The sequence below is a fragment of the Teredinibacter sp. KSP-S5-2 genome (genome assembly GCF_032773895.1).
GTDB lineage: Bacteria > Pseudomonadota > Gammaproteobacteria > Pseudomonadales > Cellvibrionaceae.
The window spans coordinates 1,627,581-1,646,375 of record NZ_CP120416.1 but is presented as its reverse complement, the minus strand read 5'-3'; the positions used below and the strand labels follow the sequence as shown (position 1 = coordinate 1,646,375).

Sequence of the window (18,795 nt, the reverse complement as noted above, 5' to 3'; positions counted from 1 at the left end):
TTATGATTCACTCACCCGCTTTAAACACCAAACCCAGCGTTATCGCAATAGGCGGTAGCGATTCCTTTGGCATGTCCGGCATACAAATGGATAATCAGGTAATCCGCGCAATGGGCTGTCATAGCCTTAACGTGATTACGGCAACCACGGCACAAAACAATCAGTCGGTTTTGGCTTTTCATCCGGTTGACGAAAACACGCTCCAAACACAGGCACAATCGTTATCGTGTATGAAAAACTGGCCAATAAAATCCGGTTTAATATTACCGGAACATATTCTTTGGCTTGCACAGTGGGTCAAGCAATCCCATTCACTTTATATATGCGACCCCATTTTCACGACCACATCTGGACTGAGTATCAAAACCAATCAGCATCTCCAGTTACTCAAAAAACACATACTTCCTCTGTGTGACTTAATTACCCCCAATATTGATGAAGCAGAACTGCTGACAGGCAATACCATACACACTCAGGAAGACATGATAGATGCCGCAACGGCCTTGACCGAACTTGGTGCCAAAGCAGTGTATATCAAGGGTGGACATTTACCTCATTCCAAGCCTTACATTCAGGATTTTTATTTCAGCAAAGAAAAACAGTTTTGGTTAAGCCAAAACAAACTGGATGAGCGAAACAGTCGCGGTACAGGCTGCGCTTTTGCTGCTGCTGTGGCCAGTGCAATTGCGTTGGGATATAACATGCCGGATGCGGCTGTTATCGCACGAATGGCGATAAGTCAAGGTTTTCGGCAAGGTTACGCCATCAAAAACCAGTCAACCGGGGAACTGGAAAAAGGTCCTGTATTGATAAACCGTTTCCCAAACAAGCAGGCAGATCTACCCTTTTTAACCAAAAAATACAATTTTGATTTAGATAGCGATGCATTTCCAACCTGTAAACACCTTCCGTTAGGCCTGTACCCTATTGTTGGCAGTTTCAGTGAACTAGAACAGATCATCAACTCTGGAATTAAAATCGCGCAATTACGAATTAAAGACGTAAACCAGGAAGAACTGGAAAACGAAATAAACCGAGCCGTGAATTTAGCCCAAAACTACCAATGCCAATTGTTTATCAACGACCATTGGCAGTTAGCAATTAAGTACGGCGCTTACGGTGTCCACTTGGGGCAGGAAGACCTAGAATCTGCGGATATTCAAGCATTAAAAAACGCTGGGCTGCGGTTGGGCATAAGCACCCACTGTCATTACGAAGTCGCCCGAGCCCATAGCTTTAAACCCTCTTATATTGCTTGCGGCCCGGTCTTTCCAACACAAACCAAAATCATGCCGTGGACACCCTTGAAGCCAGAAGGATTAAATTATTGGACCAAGCTACTCCACTACCCAGTGGTCGCCATTGGCGGTATAAAGAAAAACCAACTGCAAAACATACAAAAGCAAGGAGCATCTGGCATTGCCATGATTACGGCGATTAGCCAAAGTGAAAACCCACTCCACACTGCAACCCAATTTGTTGAATTACTTAACGATCATGTTTAACGGCGAATTCTCAGCCACCGAATGGCAACGGTATCAACGGCAAATTCAAACTCGCTCGTTTGGCGCCCGAGGGCAACATGCGTTAAAAAAAAGCACCGTTGCGATTATCGGGATAGGCGGATTGGGCTGCCCGGTCACACAAATACTAGCATCGGTTGGTGTAGGCACCCTATTGCTGGTGGATGATGATTTGGTTTCCAGAAGCAACCTGCACAGACAATTTTTATTTAACGAAGACGATGTCGGGCGTTCAAAAAGCGACACAGCGGCAAAAAAAATACAGGATATAAACCCGTTTATTAACGCCATATCGATTAAGGAAAGGTTATCGGCAGAAAATATTACTGACATTGGCCAACAGTGTGACTTAATAATCGACTGCACTGACAATATGGCAACACGTTACTTAATTAACGATTACTGCCAACTTAAACAAAAAAGCTGGATTTTTGGCAGTGTTGAAGAGTTTGCCGGGCAAACCAGTTTTTTCTCACCAGAAACAGCGTGTTATCGGTGTGTGTTTCCTGAGGCCCCAACTGAGTTAAAGGATTGTAACAGCCAAGGGATCGTTGGCAGCATCCCGAGCCTATTAGCCAATATTCAAGCTAATGAGGCCATTAAATACTTATGTGGTTTGCCTCTAGCCTTCCAGAATAAGTTATTTATTCTGGATGCTTTACACCACAAATCGCAATCAATTTCACTCACCCGTTCTGCGAATTGTATTTGCAATACTCCCCATTTAATTCAGCTGTCCGCTGCCACTTACAATACCTGTGAAACAGACCTGTCTGAAAAAAAAGAGCTTACTGTAGAACAGTTCCATAAATTGAAAGAGCAAGAAGATGTAACCCTGATTGACCTTCGTTCAGAAGAAGAGCACCGAGCCTTAAATATAGGCGGGAATAACCAGCCCTATGATACATTTATGGATAACTTCAAACCCGATGAGAATAGTATGACCATTCTTTATTGCCATAGCGGGCAACGTAGCCGTCTGGCACTACAGCAACTAACACAACGTTCACATAATATCTATGCGCTTAAAGGTGGGTTGAGTGCCTACCTGGAATACATCCATATAATACAACAAACTCGCTAAAAGCAACCTGACTAAAACTAACCACACTTACAGGTAAAAACTTTTTTCTAAATAGTCAGGTTCCTTTTTATTCGCCCGTGAATGATCAAGAAGAAACAGAAACCCAAGTATTTACTGCCGAAAGAATCATTAACGTCTTTTCCAGCCTTGCCTGATCGTTTTCGTATGGTTTTTCTGCTTGATAGATTTTCTGCATTTCTCTTTGAACTTGATCAAAGGTTCCGGATGAGCTTGGAATCACGCTGAGGAAAAAATACACCTCGCCCAACCACTGCCTGACGGCTCTTTCTGATGAGGGTTTTACCAGTAAAGCTTGTCCTTGTTTTTTGTATGAGGTCAATGCTTGCGACAGTTTTTTATTGACTTCAGTTTTTTGGTTCGCCACAGGCTGAGGAGCTGGCACCTTAATATTTGCCACCCTATCGGACAAACCCGCTATTGCGACGTTTTGATTTTCTAACTCGCCCTGTATTTGATCCAGAGCAGCCCAGCGCTCGACTAGCGACGAGTTAAAATCCTCAATTCGATTTAACGCATCTAAATTTTGCTGCTCCATAGAAATCTGTTTTTGGCTGGACTCCAGGTTTTGCTGTATTAAATCGCGGCTATCACTTTCTGAAACAGCCGAACTTAATCTGGAAGATAAACTGTCAAATTCATCAATCAACTGATACTTGACCAAGTAAGGGGTAAGAATAGCAACCACAGTGGCGACCAACAGCGCCATCACCGTCCGCCCTATTCGCTCAACCTGTTCATTAAACCACTCAAAAAATATGGTTTTAAACCCTCGTTTAGGTTTCTCATCCATCGCCGAACGAACGCTCTCTGCAGTATCCCGCGCTATCGACCTGAGCGTTTCTTCAGTAATTTCAACCGCCGCCTGCCTGGCCTGGTTTATCTGCTCATCCGATGTATCCGATGCAGACGCGCGCTCCATATTGAATTCAACGTTAGACATGATGCTTCCCCTGGAATTATTGTGTTTCTCCACCGAAGGCTGATTATCAACAGAAAAGCAGGCGAGTAAATAGAAAACTATGTAATACGCTAGATTGACGTCTATAATTTTTTAATGGCGCCAACAAAACAATAAACATACGTATGTAAACCATTTAATTATTTCGGAACTCGCCTTATAACCCGTTAGGTTATAGATGCGTAGCAACCCAAAGCTCATATGAAATGAATGCTATATTTAAAATACACACGTAAATTTTTAATTGTAACTTGTTTGGCATACGCAACTACCAAATAAGAGGCATATGGAAATTGCTTAATATTGATTGAGCGATAACGATGTTCCACTACACCTTGCTGTTCATCCTCCTGTGTGCATGTTCATACAGCTATTCTACAGAACAGAAACCTGCAGAAATTATCGCCCGTATTTCAACTGATGCAGACAACCTTCCCGATTATTTAAAATTTGTAGACGGCAGAAAAGTCGCTGATATAAACCATTATTCCGGCCCAGGATCGCGTAGAGATGTAATAGAAACAGTGCTATTGCTACAAGCACTGGACTTAGGAGGGTTTAACCATAAAGTCGAAATCGTCACAGACACCAGTTATAAACGTATCTTACGTAGCGTTGAAACCGGCTCGATAACAGCTGCCGCCGCAACAGTCTGGGGAGTGGACCTCGATAAATATGAGTCCTCAATCTGGAAAACAGCACCACTGATTAGAAAGAATGAGTTCATTGTTGGCTTTTATACCAGCCCCAAGAACGTGCAAGCACTTTCTGCTAACTCTCTTGAAAAGCTATTACGTTTAAGCGTGGTATCCAACCCTCACTGGGTAAGAGATTGGGAAACCTTGATAAAACTTGGATTTAAAACGCCTTTTCGATCAATCTACTGGCCACAAATGGTAAAAATGGTGTCTTACAAGCGCGCGGATATGACTCTAGCCCCCTTCCAGCCTACAGATGATATGTACATACATTTCGACGGTTTTGACCTCATTCCCATCCCTGGAGTAAAAGTGGCATTAGATGGAACCCGACACTGGGCCGTTAGTAAAAAAGATCCGTTAGGTGAGGCGTTTTACAACGCATTGGAAATCGGACTAAAAGCCATGCGAAAAAAAGGCACGATTGTCCGTGCCTATGAAGAATGTGGTTTTTTTAATACCAAAGTAAAAGACTGGAAATTAATCCAACCCGCTACTCCATAGATAAAATAACTGTATTTATAAATACAAAGTGAAATAACTCTCGCGGTACTTTAGTAACCATCCACAACGGGAATGCTTTTCACCTGTTCAGCCGCATCCTCTCTTGACTTATAAAAGATTGCTGAGCGTTTTTGTCCTTTTAAACCTCGTTGCTGAACAACATCATTGTAATTCACAAAGTGAACACGTGACTGCATAGCTGCCAGTTGCTCATCAGTTAAGGCTTTTAATTCTGCCGCACGATGTTTCGACATTGTGGACAGACCAGAAAGTGGATCACGCATTACCATGCTGTTCATATCCAACATGCCTTGCAGCTCCGGCGTATCTCTACCGGGATGCATCACAAACATATTAAGCTGATTTAAAGGTAAGTCTTTTAAATTTTCAAAAAAGGCAGACGCTTTCTCTTCTGCTTTGTAGTGAAATAAATCAAAAGGCTCTTCGTTATAATAACGGGACACAGCAACATTATATTCTTTGGCTACCTTTTCAACGACAGTAGCAATTTCCGGGGTTGCTCTGGCGATTCCCATATGGTGGTCAAGATAACGCACTTTCAAACCAGCCCGAAGAGCAAGCTCAACCTGCGCTCTGATTTCTGTTTCTATTTCCGACAGGCGATAATCACTTAATAAAAAACCACGCACGGAATGACGAAAGTACCCCATATCGTCCACCAGGCTAGGCACTTCGTTACGACCAGCAATGGGTCCCCAGCGATACTCCTTAAATTCCGAAGTCAATGTTAAATGCACCCCCACAGCCACATTATCCTTACCTTTTAGCATTTCAACCGCTTCACTAAACCAGGGAGTGGGCACCATCACTGAAACAGAAACAGGTATACCGGTTTCAATCACCTCGCTCATCGCCTGATTCACACTGTGGGACATTCCTGCATCGTCCATTCGTATCAACAACTGCGGCTTGGCAGAAGCAAAGGCCAATTCACAGAAAAAGAGTAAACTTACAATTAAAGCCTTGTGCATATCATATGTTCCTTGCTGTTAATTTGAGCAAACAAGTGGATAGTATGCTGAAAAGACAAGAATAACAAACGCCTTACATCACTTAATGCATTCGCTAAGTACAAAAATCAACAAGAGCCCAAAAGAAGCTTTGTACAGAAGGTGAAGCCCGAACGGGCTATCAGGTATACGAACCAAGATATAGCCAAACAAGCACAAACTAAACTGGGAAGGATCAATCAATATAAAGCCGAGACTGATTTAGATAAAAACTACATGCATATCTTTGTTACGTCGGAGGAAATACTATTGAGGTATACCATATCAGAACAATAATGCGGTATTACCGCATGCTGCTTTATTGTTCTGATAATTAGGGTACTTACATAGCATCGATATCGGATAGAAAACGAATGACAATTTCTTTAATCGCCGTTCGCATAGATAAATCAATGGCGTCAGCATTTTGTTTTAGCTTGTCCAGCTCTACACCTTCGTAACTAGAATCTGGAAACTCTTCCGGGTAGGCATATACCTTATCGACTTCTTTGGCAGTAATCTTTAGACGGATTTGCGGAATCGCCAAATCATCCTGCCCAATCTTGGCGATATAACCATAGGACTCAACATCAATATTCACCTGCCCGAGTTTAGCATCCACACTACCAAACTCCTGCTCAATAACATTAGCAATAGAAAACTGCCCATTGTCTGCGGCTGTGCGAATATCCTTCGCAATCCCTTCATCAATCGCCACGCCAATCGCGATTCCCATTGGCCCCATTGCTGACATCAGCATCATGCCTGCACCGGCGCCTTTGCCTTTGTAGGTTAGCTGGCTGGAGTTATTTACTAGTATGGAGGTTCTATTATCAGAAACATGCACGCAGGATAATAGAAACATCGTAAACAAAAAAAATAGACACTTTTTCATCCTTCACGACCATCCTATTTCAAAATTAAAAAAAAGCAGCCTTCAAGCGTACATTCAGAAAACCACATATAGAATGTCCAAATATTATACGCATATAAGGCTCTACTCAAGCAAGTAGTTATAGCAAATATCAACGACTACAAGCAAACAAAATAAGGTATCAACAGTTTGTTTATAAGACCGATAGTTACATGAGATTAACTTTACCACCGACAGTCAGTACCTTGTCGAGCAGCAAAGCAATAAATTGATTATTACTTTGCTGAAGAAGAAAGGTGAGTAAATATCCGTAACCAAAAACAAAAAGCCCGGCATCACACCGGGCTTTTTGTTTAATTAGGGTCTGTCCCGTATATTTCGGAGTTTAACCCAGAGCTTCTTGTTTAATTAGAGTCTATTCTCTATTCTTTGTAGATTTCATATATTCAAGAACCTCTTCTCCATTTCTCAGCCCACAAATAGTAATATTTAGCTTCTCTCCAGAACCAAAAAACTTCATAAAATCAAACATTCCGTCGCCGATGATCAAATCCATTACACCATTTTTTCGATGTAAGGGAGTTAAATGTTTGTTTCTATATGAAAATTTAAAGTTGGGATTAGATTTTTTTAAAATCATTCCATCCTTGATAAGAAAACTCTCTTCACTCAAAAGGCTTTTAGCTCTGTTATGCGCAGGTATAAACCCAAAGGAAACTACAGGGATCAAAAACACACAAACCAAAACCAGCAACTCAATATAAGCCCGAAATAAAATAAGCGGCAAAGCTAATACCGATGCTATAACCAAGATAACAACCAAAAATACTTTCTCTTTTGGCAGAAAGTACAAAGAACCACTCTTTGTAATATGTTCAGTTAAAACACCATCATTATTTTTATTAGTCAAAATTAAAACTCCCTATTAGTTAACTGCCAAGTATGAGTTAACTCCGCTGAGATGGAGAATTTTCCTCCAAACGCCCAACCAACGTAAGCACCACTGTTTCCACCAGAAAACATAAACTCCCCTTCAGCTCCGACTAAACCTGATACTGCCGATGCATTTATAGAACCGCCCCAGCCACTCAAACTATTTCTTGAACCAGCGTACTCGATTACTCCCACAGTCAATGCTCCCCCAATGCTTAACCCCCCTTCCATACCGGCAAAAGCATAGGTCGATGCACCCGTTTTATCTACTGCGAACATTCCTCCCCCAACAACACCAACTCCAGCAGCTAGAGCAGCTTCAAACAAAACCCCATATGTATAACCGCCATCCATAATTTTATCTATGTTAGCCGATATGGTTTTCATTGCTGTTGAATAAAACTGTTTGGAGTGATCACCTAGAGCAGATTTGTTTGTTTCAATAAACTCCTGGAGAGCTTTACCAGCATTACTTAGGAATCCCTCTTGTGACCCAACTGTTGCCAAATCACTGCTAATCTGCGCAGATTCGACGGCGATATCTTCTGCGACAGAAGCAAAGTCTCCTACCGACATATTTCCAGGATTTACCCACGTACCATTTCCAATATATATCCATCCATCGCCTTTTGGCCCCCCCAACCACTCCATGCTATCCGTTGTATTTGGATCATTTCCTTCATCACTATCACTTTGACGTTTTAACTCCTTTTTTAAAGCTTCAAGAAGCTTTTTCCAGGCCTCGTTCACCGCGGCCTGCTTCTTTTTTAACTCCCTGATTTTTTCTCTTAATTCCGATGTATACAGAAACATCTTATGCCCAACTTCTGAAGAGGTGCGAACGGCCTCCAACATCCCCCACTCCAGCGGTACACCTCCACAAGAATAACCACTGGGATCCGTTAAGCTCAGAGGGTTGTTCATAGTGTAAGAATATCGATTATAACTTTGGGTATTATTCGGTGCTTGAATAAATATATCCGCATTCAGAAAACGTCCGATATTGGGGTCATAAACGCGGCCATTCATGTGAATGAGTCCCGAGTTGTCCAACATTTCATGCCCGGTAAAGCCTTTTGTCGTAGGTAACGAAACTAACTCCCAAATAGGAGGAACCCCTGGCTCCCAGTTTTCCTGACGGCGCTGCCCCCAAGGGTCAAAACTCATCCTTTTCACAAATTTGCCTAACTCATCCGTAATGGCGTCTACAGACCCTAAATGATCGCGGTGTAAATAACGGGACTCGATTTGTTGTCCTTTTTTTGTGTAAACCAAGAAGTCCCCAATATATGTTTTTTCCTCAGTGACACTCTCCCCAACAATCTCTTCATAGGAACCTGCGCCAAAGTAATATGTTGTCTTACCTGCACTTACCTGCTTGAAGCGTTTATGATCTGGCCCATAATAAAATTGATCGCTTCCAACTTTACTCAGTTTATTAAAAACATCGTATTCCAATTGAAGACCTTCACGAAGGGTCATATTTCCATATGCATCATACTGAAATACTTGATTCCCAGCTTTTGTCACAGCATGGATGCTCGCCCCATTTATCTGCTCATACTCTAGATTACCTACTGAACTTTTAAACGTAAGGTTCCCTAAATTGTCGTAACGATAGGTTTCTGTCTCTACTATACCCAGAGCATCAGATGTATTTAGGCTTATCAGGCGATTTAAGGCGTCATAACCAAAATCTTCTGTTATATATTCAATTGCATTTCCTTGATTGTTTGTGCGCGCTGTTCGGCGGAGAACCAAATTACCAATACTGTCGAACTCATAGTGCAACTGCTGTACATCGCCAACTAAAGTAGAAATTGTACCGCCAATAGAATGACCGGTAGTAATACCACTCAGCATACCCGTTTGTGGGTTAACAGAGGTTTTGGTAATAACGCCATTACCAAAAGCTTTGTACGTATAAGTTCCACGCGAATCTTGTACATTACCTAACCCAAAAAGAGTTTTGGGGTTCATTGGATCTGATGTATCAAGCGTTTTTACTGGCAAACCAGCTGCATGATATTCAGTTTTTACAGACAAACCATTTGGATATACTATGGTTTGAGGACGGCCAAACTTATCGTAGAAATGATAAAAATCCCTACTCCCCAAACCACTGATGTTGGTTTTTGTTTGATCGAGCTGAGAATGTTCATTGTAGTAATAATTTTCTGCAAAACCATTCCCACTTTTACTTGATAACAATCCGATTTTTTGCGTATCCCAAACCCAAGAGAAACTTAAAGCTGTTCCTGTTGTTGGACTATCTACGCGAGAAATCTTTCTACCTAATATATCGTAATCATAGGTAATAGACTTTTCATCTACGGTATTTTTTTGCCAAATTTGCTTTCTCAACTCTCCATAGCCATTATATTCAAAATTAAGTATTCCAGCGCTTGGGTCATCAATAAAACCCCTCTGCCCCGCAATATTGTATCCAACATGAATGGTCGTATCCGGATCTGAGTTCACGGTGGTAGACGTTAGATTTCCCCATAGGTCGTAACTGTATTCCACGGGAATAGACAATGCATCAACCACTTTTGCTAATTGTCCAAGTTTATCTTCGTATTTGTAATGCGGACGTTCCGCATTGCCCACGCCACCAACTACGCTGATTGTTTTAGTGGTTTTAAACATACCGCTTTCAACACCATAGCTAAAACTCGCCGCCCCTCCTCCTGGCAAAGATACATTCCTGGCCCTATTTAAAACATCAAAATTTGAATAGTAACTCCAATATTCTGCAGTTGCAGTGTACGGTTCGGATACTCGAATTACCCGCCCTAAAACATCGTATTCATGATCAACTTTGGAACTTCGACCGGCGAAACCAAATGATTCTTCTCGAACCACCCGCTTAAACTTATCTAAGTATTGAATTGAGACCGGGGAACCATAAGCATTACTAACAGATGGATTTTTGTGTGTTGCTGTAACCGCCGTAATGGCGTTTGAAGGGCAATTAACAGCTGTAGATACCGTACAGTCAAGTACATATTGGGTCACAACTGAATTATGTACATCATTCAATGTGGCTGCTCTGGCAAAAGCGTCATAGCTAGACGTTAGTGGCAATCCATTCGCATCGGTTACACTTGTTGCTCCACCGAAGCGATCATCAAACACAGTGGATATTATGTGTCCTTTAGCGTTTTTCACACTTGAAGGATATAACCCATTTTGAAAACTTAGCACCTCACTTGCTCTTTCCGCTAACGCCGTTCCGTCAAAGTCTTTTGCTAGTGTTCTGGTTTTTACAACCTGACCCCGACTATTACGTTCATTTATTACTATTGTTTGAAGTGCGCTACCTTCGTAGTTTGTTGCCTGTTTAACATTCAGTGTTCCCGGTTCTGCCACAAAGCTACTTGATACAGTTTCCGTTCCAAGTTCAGGCGTACTGCTCGTAATGTCATTCTTTGTAACAAAACACAGCAACCATGTTGAAGGGTCCGACGCAATAATATTATCTTGAACTACAGTTTTAATAGCATTGGTAACGGAACCACTAATTTCATTATCTCCAACAATAGTGGTTTGTTTTGCTAAGCAACCATCGGAATCATAATCACTTTGAGTGCTTGTCACAGAAAATGGTTGATTCATATCTATTGTTAATAAACGATAATCCTTCGATATTTCCTTATTCTTATATACATAACGTGGATTTTGACTGTGAACTTGATATGTATATTCAGACAAACTGATAAGCTCGCCTGTGGTTGCTTTTGAAATCTCTTTCTTTAACGTTCCCGTATATGGAAAATATTGGTTAAACTCTCTCGAAACTTCCACCCCTTGTGCTTCATTTACGATATCAACCTGCTCATACCCTAAGAAGCCTCGACCTGTAAGGCTCTCTTTCCCGCCACGATAATAGTAGTAGGTATTGTTATATGAGCCAGCATTGTTTTCTACGGATAGCTTTTTAACAACATGGCGCTTACGTGATGCGTGAGCATAGGGATATACAACCGCTTCACTTGAAGGTAGGTAGAGAGGACGGCCATTATTATCTGCACCAGATAAAGTACTAAATTCCAGCTTAGTCTCCACACCAAAACTATTGATGACAGATTTTAATAGGCTTGGCTTTTTAGCTTTAGCAAGTCGGATATAAGTACTGCCAGTCCATATTTGTTCGGCCGTATATCCTTGATAGTCAGTGTAACCATCATTATTTACGTCACCTGCAAACATTTTGGCACCAGGAAAATTATGGTACACAGTGGAAAGCCATTTACTCCCTCCATTAGTAGGATCGATACCTGAGTCAACAAGACGAACCTGCCCTTGGTCATAAGTCGATAAGAATAGCCTCCAATCACGATCACGACTCCCTTCTACACTTGTGGCAGACTCTTTCAAGAGAAGCAAATCCTCAAGCCCATCCTGGTTATAATCGTAACCGTATAAATACTGAAAATACCTTTCTCGAAGAGGATCCATTGGCGACGGATTGCCAATCGCAACGGGTATTCCTGTGGAAACCTCATCGGTATAAAACGGCGCCTCATTTCGCCCTGTCATTAACCTAACTTGCCACCCCGATTTGGGGTATATAAGGTCTAGCTTTCCATCATTGTTTATATCAATATCTTCTTTTAGAAAACCAGGTAACCCCATTGTTCTGCCACAAGCCCCAGCAACAACCGCGTACGAAAAGCCATAGGCTAATTCATAAACAAAAGCCTCGTCGCTAGAAATAGTTTGGCCTGTATTAATATGTCCAACAGCCAAATTATGTATTGCAGCAGAGTCATGAGATTCGGCAAGATTCAGCGCTGCGGATACGTCTAGTAATCCATCACTATTAAAATCAGTCAAACATGGACTCGTCAGATAATCCACTGGTTCACCCCACTCTGAACCATAGGTCACGGAAAAGGAGTCAGTGTTATTCTGATATCGAGTTAGATGTATATGAATATCTGAAAGGCCATCATTATTAAAATCAGCAACTACGGGGGCAATAGTTTGAGCAGAAGGCACTCCAAGATCTGAAACCTTTGTTTTAGTAATACCTCCAGGTTCTTGAGATAAGTTTACAAGATAAACCCCATCACCTCCGACAACATGTAGTGCTTTTTGCCCATTGGGAGTCGTTATGTATTGAAGTTCAGGGTCGTTGTACTCCAAAGGCCCATTATACTGACCGATGTCTCCATTTACTGCCCGATTAAAACACCCTTCAGCTGTACCCCACGCACCAATACCATATGGCAAAATAATATCTGTGTAACCATCACCATCTACATCACTATATGAATTAAAGAAATGTGACAGATTTTCTCCGGTAGAACACTCTACAGCAGTGAAAGTAGTATCTTCAAAACCAAGCTCCGACACTTCGTTACTTTTTGACAGTTGCCAACTAAATTGAATCGGAGCTGCACACACTCTTGTATTGAAATTATCAAATCCACATTTACTAACTGAATCCATCAAATAATGGCCAGTTATTTCACTTCTAACATGCTGAATATCGTATTCATAAACAGGCGTACCCGAGCTCGGCATAGACCTATCTGTAACATTAACAAAGGTATTAATTTTCTTCAGTATTTTATCTTTAATATAGGTTTCACCATTATCATACCCCCAAGGAATACTCGGTATACCTGAAAAATTAAAACCACTGGCAAAGTCACCGCTTCCAGTTTGAGCACGATCGGTATAAGTAAACACAATAGAGCTTGCAGACTGGGAGACACCTAAGTTATACAGGATATGAGATACGTAATAATTATTAACCGTAGAGCTCAAACTATAGTAGACCAACAAGTAATTTCCGTATCTATCTTCAACCTTATCCAACAACCATTCTTTTATAGTATTGTCATTTTTCCCTGGGGCCAAATGGCGGCTATTCTGTTCCGTGTAGTGTGTTCCATAATGATAGATAAGCCCATCTTTTCCATAGACAGTAAAGTGACTATGCCCACTTCCTGAATTACCATGAGCCACTATCTTTTTAAAGCTTTCTGCTTCTGTTCTATATTCGGAGTCAATAGCCCAATATACTGCATCCCCTTCACTACCATCACCATTTACCAACTCCAATCTTGAGCTACCTAAACATAATCGATCCGAATAGGTATACCGTGGATTCTTATCTTGGGCGTTTGCACCTTCATTGGCAAATATGGGAGAACATCGTGATATTGAATCTAATCCAGTGATACTCCACCCAAAACCTGCAATACCGTCACCGGCATCACTACTGTATACCAACTCAATTCCCGGTTTTATATTTTCAATCGCAGGAGGAGTATCAATTGGAACAGAGTATACTGCCACACCATTATTTACAGATAAAACCCCTTCTGTCTCCACCCCTGCCACATAACCATTTTCATCAAACCTTGAAGCTCCAGAAAATTCAGGCAAACCACTAGTATCAGATAAACTATATTTAAACTCATCAGGTACTACTTGATCGAAAGGATAATCAGATTCGATACTTCCAACCTCTACAACTTCAGTTGGTAAAGTTTCTGAGTTACTACCATAAACATTTAAATCGTAGCTTTCATTTGTAAGAGAATTAACACGGACATCAATCACCCCATCCGAGTTTATATCTTCAAAGAAAAAATCAGTATTTAAACTGGCTTTTTGATAGGAGGTAAGTAGAGCTTCTTCCAGGTTAAAAGGGTATGCAGTATTTCCCTCGCCCGCATAATACACAAACCCGTTATCTTTATTTAACGAGATAGGTATAACTATGTCACCATGAATTAAAACAAATTGCTCAAGAGAATGAAAATAAATATCACCACCATTTCCATCCCCATTAAAATCGCCGTAGTAAACGTCGTATTTATCCTGATCAAACTCTACACTTAACGTAGAACCAGACAATAAAACTAACGCACAAACACCTAAAAAACGGCCTGCGTTCCCCAACATGATGCCACCTCATGCAAACAAAAAGCCCTATACAAACACAAAGAAAAGCACCACGACCTAGGGAGAAACAAGCAGACAGAATAAGTGCAAAACCTAAATTATCGTATATCCCTCAAATCTTTAAATTATTCTACTTTCCTTGCGTCATTATACGAAACATTGTACCAACCCCGATTATGCACTCCAGTTATTGACAATTCAAGATCAGCTTTTTACGGAAAAGCTGATCAACATCAAAGATAAAAATAATTTATTCTTTGGTATTTTTTAATACTTAGACCGTCCAGACACATTTTTTCCCGAAGCCCGCAATTTCCTTGCATGCCTTTCCTGCGCTTTTTTAATTAACGGTGAGAATTTTTGTTTTCTTGGAACATCCAAACTGGCGGTTTGGTAGAGTGCGCGAATTTCTTTGTCGTTGAGTTCGATCCATTGACCAACTCGCACATGGGAAGGGATAAAGATATTGCCAAAACGGACACGTTTCAGGCGACTGACGCGAACACCTTGTGATTCCCACAGGCGACGCACTTCTCGATTGCGACCTTCCATGACCACACAGTAAAACCAGGCGTTACTGTGTTCTTCCTCTTCGTTGTTTCCAGGTTGGATATCGGTAAACTTGGCCATACCGTCTTCCAGCATAATGCCGTCACGCAAACGTTGCATCATGTCGTTATCGACTTCACCTTGAATACGCACTAAGTATTCTCGATCAATATTGGAAGACGGGTGCATAAGCTTGTTAGCCAACTCACCATCATTGGTAAATAACAATAATCCACTGGTATTGAAATCAAGACGGCCAACAGATATCCAACGTCCATTTTTAAGACGCGGTAAATTTTGGTAAACGGTGCGACGCCCTTCCGGGTCCGAGCGAGAACAAATTTCCCCTTCGGGCTTGTTATACAACACTACTCGCAAGCGTTGAGATTCTTTTTGTGTAGCGCGAACTTTTTTACCGTCGAATTCAACAGCATCTTCAGGAGACACTCTATCCCCTAATTTCGCCACTTTGCCATTAATTTTTGCTTTGCCAAGAGAGATTGCTCGTTCCATTTCTCTGCGCGAGCCAAAACCGGCGCGAGCCAAAACCTTTTGTAGCTTTTCGCTATTGTCGAAAGCTTCGGTTTCAGGAAGGTCTTGTTTTTTAGTCATTTAACTCTCGGCTTTTCTCGTTATCTTGTTCTGCTTCTGCTTCTGCTTCTGCTTCTGCTTCTGCTTCTGCTTCTGCTTCTGCTTCTGCTTCTGCTTCTGCTTCTGCTTCTGCTTCTGCTTCTGCTTCTGCTTCTGCTTCTGCTTCTGCTTCTGCTTCTGCTTCTGCTTCTGCTTCTGCTTCTGCTTCTGCTTCTTCTGCTTCTGCTTCTGCTTCTGCTTCTGCTTCTGCTTCTGCTTCTGCTTCTGCTTCTGCTTCTGCTTCTGCTTCTGCTTCTGCTTCTGCTTCTGCTTCTGCTTCTGCTTCTGCTTCTGCTTCTGCTTCTGCTTCTGCTTCTGCTTCTTCTGCTTCTGCTTCTGCTTCTGCTTCTGCTTCTGCTTCTGCTTCTGCTTCTGCTTCTGCTTCTGCTTCTGCTTCTGCTTCTGCTTCTGCTTCTGCTTCTGCTTCTGCTTCTGCTTCTGCTTCTGCTTCTGCTTCTGCTTCTGCTTCTGCTTCTGCTTCTGCTTCTGCTTCTGCTTCTGCTTCTGCTTCTGCTTCTGCTTCTGCTTCTGCTTCTGCTTCTGCTTCTGCTTCTGCTTCTGCTTCGTCAGTGTTATCGTTATCTGCGTTTATGTCATTACTTTCTTCTGACGATACATCATTTTGTACGGACTGTTCTTCGCTATTTTCAGAAACAGTTTCGACATCACCCGATTCTTCAACTGATGCTGATCCCTCATCTGTTTGCGCCTCACCTTCGGCATTTTCACTGCCGGCCTCTGGCGAGGTTTCTGCCTCATCGAACTCAAGTGATTGGTTTAACCCATCAATATCTTTTAGCTCACTTAACGTGGGCAATTCTTCCAGGCTTTTTAAACTGAAATAATCGAGGAACTGTTTCGTCGTGGCATATAGAGCAGGCCGACCCGGCACATCACGATGACCAACAACCTTTACCCATTCTCTTTCAGTAAGTGTCTTAATAATGTGAGAACTTACCGCAACACCACGCACGTCTTCAATATCGCCACGGGTTATTGGTTGCCGGTATGCAATTAACGCCAGGGTTTCCAAAAGCGCCCTAGAATATTTTTGCGGCTTTTCTTCCCATAACCGGTTCACCCAAGTGGCCAGGTCTTCTTTCACCTGAAAACGCCAACCACTGGAAACTTCTTTCAGTTCATAGCCTCGTGGTTCACAGTCCTGCTGGATTTGTTCCAACGCCTGTTGCACGTCTTCTTTTTCAGGCATGACATCTTCATCGAACAACGCTTGAATACGGTTGATCGATAAAGGTTCTCCGGCAGCCAGTATTGCGCCTTCAATAATTCGTTTTAATTGGTCTATTTCGTAACTCATAGTATTCGAGTTATGCTCTATTGAGATTTAGCTTTAACGTGGATAGGCCCGAACGCTTCAGACTGTACAATTTCCACCAGGGATTCTTTTATTAATTCCATTACGGCCAGGAAAGTTACCACCACACCTAAGCGACCTTCTGACACATTAAACAAACTGACAAAGGGGACAAATTGTCGACCGCTGAGCTTATCCAATACCTGCCCCATGCGTTCGCGGGTGGATAATTTTTCTTTTTCGATATGGTGACTGACAAACATATCCGCACGGCGTAATACTTCCGACAACGCCAGCAAGACTTCTTTTAAGTCCACATCCGGGTCAGGTCGCGTCAGGTTTCTGTCCGGCCCTTGCGCTTTGGCGATTTGCACATCACGGTGCATCCGCGGTAATTCATCAATGTCCTCAGCTGCCTGCTTGAAACGCTCGTATTCCTGCAAGCGACGAATCAAGGTTGCCCGAGGATCTTCTTCGTCTTCATCCTCTTCTTCTGCTGCACGAGGCAACAGCATGCGGGATTTTATCTCTGCCAACATGGCAGCCATCACTAAATATTCCGCAGCCAGCTCAAATTGCATGGCTTCCATCATTTCGACGTAAGTCACGTATTGCCGTGTAATTTCGGATACATCAATTTCCAGGATATCCAGGTTTTGCCGACGAATAAGATAAAGTAGTAAATCCAGCGGGCCTTCAAATGCTTCAAGAATCACTTCCAATGCATCGGGCGGAATATAGAGGTCTTTCGGAAGCTGAGTGAACTCTTTCCCCTGCACAATAGCAAAAGGCATTTCCGATTGCTGAGGGTGGTGATCAGACTTTTCCGCGGCAGGTTCTTCTTTGGCCTCACTGGCCTCGACGCCAGCCCCTTCGGTCTCATCAACTGAAGGCAAGCCTTCAGACACAGAGCTCTGAGCTTCAGCGTCAGGCTGATCAATCATATCTGGATCTGTGTCTACTACGGGTTCAACGTCGGACAAAATGTCGCCTCAACTAAAATGAATACTGCCTGCACCGCTACGCTCACGGCATGAAACCGCGCATTATACCGGTACCTAAGCCAGGAAGAATACACTCAGCAGAGATTTTTATGCTTCGAAAGGAGCTGGGTCACCACAACCGTGACGGGCAATGACAGGCTCATCGCCCGTAAGATCAACCACCGTAGTGGCTTCAAGGCCACAAAAACCGCCATCGATGACCAGTTCTAACTGGTGTTCTAGCGTTTCACGGATGTCGTAAGGGTCGGTCAAAGGTTCAACATCTCCAGGCAGAATCAACGAGCTGGTCATAATTGGCTCACCCAACTCTTCCAATAAAGCCAGAGCAATAGGGTTGTTGGGTACACGCATTCCGAGCGTTTTACGTTTTGGGTGCTGCAACCTGCGAGGCACTTCCGATGTTGCGTTGAGGATAAAGGTGTAGGCACCAGGAGTATGGTTTTTGATCAGACGAAATATGGTGTTATCAACCCGCGCATAATTCGCTAACTCTGAAAGGTCACGACACATTAACGTGAAATTATGACTTTTATCCAACTGTCGAATAGCACGAATACGATCCAGGGCAAACTTGTCACCAATATGGCAACCCAGGGCATAGGCGGAATCAGTAGGGTACGCTATCAGTCCACCGCGCCTGACAATATCGACAGCTTGTGAGATAAGTCGACCTTGAGGGTTTTCGGGGTGAATACTGAAAAACTGCGCCATAAGTAAACCTTGTTTTTGCTGCTGTGTCCCGTCAGCTCACGTTAGAGCCCACGGCAT

At 42.5% G+C, this 18,795-nt stretch carries 12 protein-coding genes; 3 read left to right on the top strand and 9 right to left on the bottom strand.

All coding sequences use genetic code 11. The annotated features are described in order from the left end of the window. Nucleotides 1-2 precede the first annotated feature (2 nt). Both thiE and P5V12_RS07530 read left to right on the top strand, forming a co-directional pair. Nucleotides 3-1,505: a thiamine phosphate synthase gene (thiE, locus tag P5V12_RS07535; RefSeq protein WP_316956739.1), complete on the top strand. Its 1,503-nt coding sequence runs from the start codon at nucleotides 3-5 to the stop codon at nucleotides 1,503-1,505. Further along, entirely contained in the window at nucleotides 1,447-2,607 is a 1,161-nt protein-coding gene (locus P5V12_RS07530; RefSeq protein ID WP_316956738.1) for a HesA/MoeB/ThiF family protein, read from the top strand. The genes thiE and P5V12_RS07530 overlap by 59 nt, the downstream gene beginning before the upstream one ends. An 85-nt stretch (nucleotides 2,608-2,692) precedes the next feature. Here P5V12_RS07530 and P5V12_RS07525 read toward each other — a convergent pair whose 3' ends face one another. Continuing rightward, nucleotides 2,693-3,568 (bottom strand): hypothetical protein, encoded by an 876-nt coding sequence (locus P5V12_RS07525; protein ID WP_316956737.1) that lies wholly within the window; start codon nucleotides 3,566-3,568, stop codon nucleotides 2,693-2,695. A gap of 338 nt (nucleotides 3,569-3,906) precedes the next feature. Between P5V12_RS07525 and P5V12_RS07520 the strand changes: the two genes are divergently transcribed. Continuing rightward, complete coding sequence (locus P5V12_RS07520; protein ID WP_316956736.1) at nucleotides 3,907-4,788, top strand: hypothetical protein; 882 nt, start codon at nucleotides 3,907-3,909, stop codon at nucleotides 4,786-4,788. Nucleotides 4,789-4,838: 50 nt separating this feature from the next. Here P5V12_RS07520 and P5V12_RS07515 read toward each other — a convergent pair whose 3' ends face one another. From P5V12_RS07515 to P5V12_RS07480, 8 genes are all read right to left on the bottom strand, one after another. Then, entirely contained in the window at nucleotides 4,839-5,780 is a 942-nt protein-coding gene (locus P5V12_RS07515) for a ChbG/HpnK family deacetylase (RefSeq protein ID WP_316956735.1), read from the bottom strand. A gap of 361 nt (nucleotides 5,781-6,141) precedes the next feature. Further along, the gene (locus tag P5V12_RS07510; RefSeq protein WP_316956734.1) at nucleotides 6,142-6,672 is read right to left on the bottom strand and encodes a hypothetical protein; all 531 of its coding nucleotides are present in this window, start codon (nucleotides 6,670-6,672) and stop codon (nucleotides 6,142-6,144) included. Between the two features lie 415 nt (nucleotides 6,673-7,087). Beyond that, on the bottom strand, nucleotides 7,088-7,582 hold the full coding sequence (locus P5V12_RS07505; RefSeq protein ID WP_316956733.1) for a hypothetical protein: 495 nt from the start codon (nucleotides 7,580-7,582) through the stop codon (nucleotides 7,088-7,090). Between the two features lie 2 nt (nucleotides 7,583-7,584). Then, nucleotides 7,585-14,529: an RHS repeat-associated core domain-containing protein gene (locus P5V12_RS07500; protein ID WP_316956732.1), complete on the bottom strand. Its 6,945-nt coding sequence runs from the start codon at nucleotides 14,527-14,529 to the stop codon at nucleotides 7,585-7,587. A 267-nt stretch (nucleotides 14,530-14,796) separates the two neighbouring features. Beyond that, nucleotides 14,797-15,690 (bottom strand): 23S rRNA pseudouridine(2605) synthase RluB, encoded by an 894-nt coding sequence (gene rluB / locus P5V12_RS07495; RefSeq protein WP_316956731.1) that lies wholly within the window; start codon nucleotides 15,688-15,690, stop codon nucleotides 14,797-14,799. Further along, a complete protein-coding gene (gene scpB, locus P5V12_RS07490; RefSeq protein ID WP_316956730.1) occupies nucleotides 15,683-17,026 on the bottom strand; it encodes an SMC-Scp complex subunit ScpB in 1,344 nt (447 codons plus the stop codon). Before scpB ends, rluB begins: the two co-directional genes overlap by 8 nt. 17 nt (nucleotides 17,027-17,043) lie before the next feature. Beyond that, nucleotides 17,044-18,006 carry a ScpA family protein gene (locus P5V12_RS07485; protein WP_316956729.1) on the bottom strand — a complete coding sequence of 321 codons (963 nt, stop codon included), beginning with the start codon at nucleotides 18,004-18,006 and terminating at the stop codon, nucleotides 17,044-17,046. A 108-nt stretch (nucleotides 18,007-18,114) separates the two neighbouring features. After that, complete coding sequence (locus tag P5V12_RS07480; RefSeq protein WP_316956728.1) at nucleotides 18,115-18,738, bottom strand: L-threonylcarbamoyladenylate synthase; 624 nt, start codon at nucleotides 18,736-18,738, stop codon at nucleotides 18,115-18,117. Nucleotides 18,739-18,795 lie beyond the last annotated feature (57 nt).

Excerpts from the sequence above, each read along its gene's own strand:
- thiE (WP_316956739.1), top strand. The coding sequence starts at position 3 with ATGATTCACTCACCCGCTTTAAACACCAAACCCAGCGTTATCGCAATA.
- P5V12_RS07480 (WP_316956728.1), bottom strand. The coding sequence starts at position 18,738 with ATGGCGCAGTTTTTCAGTATTCACCCCGAAAACCCTCAAGGTCGACTT.
- P5V12_RS07520 (WP_316956736.1), top strand. The coding sequence starts at position 3,907 with ATGTTCCACTACACCTTGCTGTTCATCCTCCTGTGTGCATGTTCATAC.
- P5V12_RS07500 (WP_316956732.1), bottom strand. The coding sequence starts at position 14,529 with ATGTTGGGGAACGCAGGCCGTTTTTTAGGTGTTTGTGCGTTAGTTTTA.
- rluB (WP_316956731.1), bottom strand. The coding sequence starts at position 15,690 with ATGACTAAAAAACAAGACCTTCCTGAAACCGAAGCTTTCGACAATAGC.
- scpB (WP_316956730.1), bottom strand. The coding sequence starts at position 17,026 with ATGAGTTACGAAATAGACCAATTAAAACGAATTATTGAAGGCGCAATA.
- P5V12_RS07525 (WP_316956737.1), bottom strand. The coding sequence starts at position 3,568 with ATGTCTAACGTTGAATTCAATATGGAGCGCGCGTCTGCATCGGATACA.
- P5V12_RS07515 (WP_316956735.1), bottom strand. The coding sequence starts at position 5,780 with ATGCACAAGGCTTTAATTGTAAGTTTACTCTTTTTCTGTGAATTGGCC.